The sequence below is a fragment of the Methylobacterium sp. B1 genome, assembly GCF_000333255.1.
GTDB classification, from domain to species: Bacteria; Pseudomonadota; Alphaproteobacteria; order Rhizobiales; family Beijerinckiaceae; genus Methylobacterium; species Methylobacterium fujisawaense.
The window spans coordinates 1-1,786 of the sequence record NZ_BACT01000948.1 but is presented as its reverse complement, the minus strand read 5'-3'; the positions used below and the strand labels follow the sequence as shown (position 1 = coordinate 1,786).

2 protein-coding genes are annotated in these 1,786 nt (G+C 77.5%); both read right to left on the bottom strand.

The features are described 5' to 3' along the window. Positions 1-481 (bottom strand): DUF2793 domain-containing protein (locus tag I53_RS26675; RefSeq protein WP_148291248.1); only part of this gene is annotated, 481 nt, incomplete at its 3' end. A gap of 18 nt (positions 482-499) precedes the next feature. Further along, positions 500-1,786 (bottom strand): phage tail protein (locus I53_RS26670; protein WP_043356580.1); only part of this gene is annotated, 1,287 nt, incomplete at its 5' end.

Below are 1,786 nucleotides of genomic sequence, written 5' to 3'. Positions count from 1 at the left end.
CCCCGCATGTGCCGCTGCCCGGCGTGGCGTCGTCCCAGGTCAGGAGCGCGGCATCGGCCTTGACGGCGAGGCGGTTGGTGGCGTCCGCCCCCGTGTTGATCCCGAGGCGGCTGACGCTCTGGATCGCCGTCAGCGTCCGGCTCAAGCTCGTCCAGGCCGCGCCGTCGAAGACGTAGAGGTCGGCCTCGTCGATCAGCCAGGCGAGCCAGCCGGCCCGCGGCACCGCGCCGGCCCAGACGCCGTCGCCGTAGCGCACCAACTGTCCGGCGAGCCCCGACCAGGCGCCCCCGGGCTCGGCGGCGACCACGAGGTAGCGGTCGCCCTCCGCGGGGCTCGGCGGCGGCGCGGTGAGGTCCTTGTCCAGGCAGGCCAGCTGGACGAGGGCGTCGAGAAGGCCGAGCGCCTCGTTGTGGGTGACGTGCTTCTGCGCCTGGCTGGCGGCGATCAGCGGCAGGCCGAGATGGGGCGTGGCGTCGGACATGGGGCAACTCCCGGGCGGTCAGGCCGTGCGGACGGGGATGCGGGCGCGACAGGCAGGGCCGGGGCCGGCGACCTGCCCGATCTGCGCCACGGCGACGTCGAGATGCGCCTGGGCCCCGCCGAAATCGGCCGCCTCGTCCGCGTAGAGACAGTGCTGGGCCTCGGCCCGGAGCGTGCGCAGGGCCGTGCCGGCGGCCGAGAACAGCGTCACCGCGTAGGACTCCGGCTCGTCGAGCGGGATCTCGGCCGGCTCCCAGGCGTCGCCGTCGCGGCGGGCCCGGCGGATCCAGGAGAGCCGCACGCCATCCGCGCCGCGCCGCGCCCGCAGGTGGACCGGCCGCAGCGGCGTGAGCGCCGCGAGGCCGGCCGTGGCGGTGAACTCGGTGAAGGCCGGATCGGCCGGATCGCTGTCCGCCGGCCCGATCCGGTAGCGGAAGGCGCGGCCGACCTCGTCCAGCCGGTCGATCAGGGGCGTCACGGCGCCGTCGTCGAGGCGCACGATCAGGCTCCCCGCCGGGCTGACGCGCCCCGCCGCCGCCTCGCTTCCGGCGAGCCCGCGCAGGAAGCCGGACAGCCGGTAAGTGTCGGGCCCGGTCAGCAGCGCGTTCGCCGCGCAGAGCAGCTCCACGGCGCCATCCGCGCCGAGCAGGGCGAACAGGTTGCCCCCGGCGCGCATCGCGCCCTCCCCGATCGACGCGAGGGCCGCGCCGCGCCGCAGGGCAACGTCGAGATGCACATCCCGCTGGATCCGCCAGAGCGGGCCGGCCGGCAGCGCCGACAGGGTGCGCCCGAGGCAGGCCGGGTAGTCGACGACGCGGTGCAGGGCGAGCGGTCCGTCGCCCGCCGCGCGCCAGATCGCGACCGCGCCGGGCCAGGGTTCAGCCGCCACCGCGGCGTATTGCAGGACGGTCGGGCTGCCGCGGTCGACCGGCAGGTCGAGGGCCAGGGCGGGCGGCGGTCCCGGGAAGGCGGGCGGCGCCACCGCCGCCTGGGCCATCTGGCGAGGCAGCCCGCGCCCGGGTCCCGCCCGGGGTGGCACGCCGCTCGCCTCGATCCGGCGGCCCGTGGGCGCGTCGTCGATCCGGTCGATCCGGCGCAGGACCGTGCCGCCCGGCACCGCGCAGGGCACCGCCAGGAGGTCGCCGGGCTCCAGCTCGACCCGGCGCGGGCTCACGGTGAACACCGCGCTGTCGCGGGCCGCGATCAGCCGGTCGAGCAGCGCCTCCGCGAGCCCGTCGCCGGTCTCGCGGCGGGTGACGATCGCCGACTCGATCCGGGTCTCGCGCCGCCGCAGACCGGCGGGCCG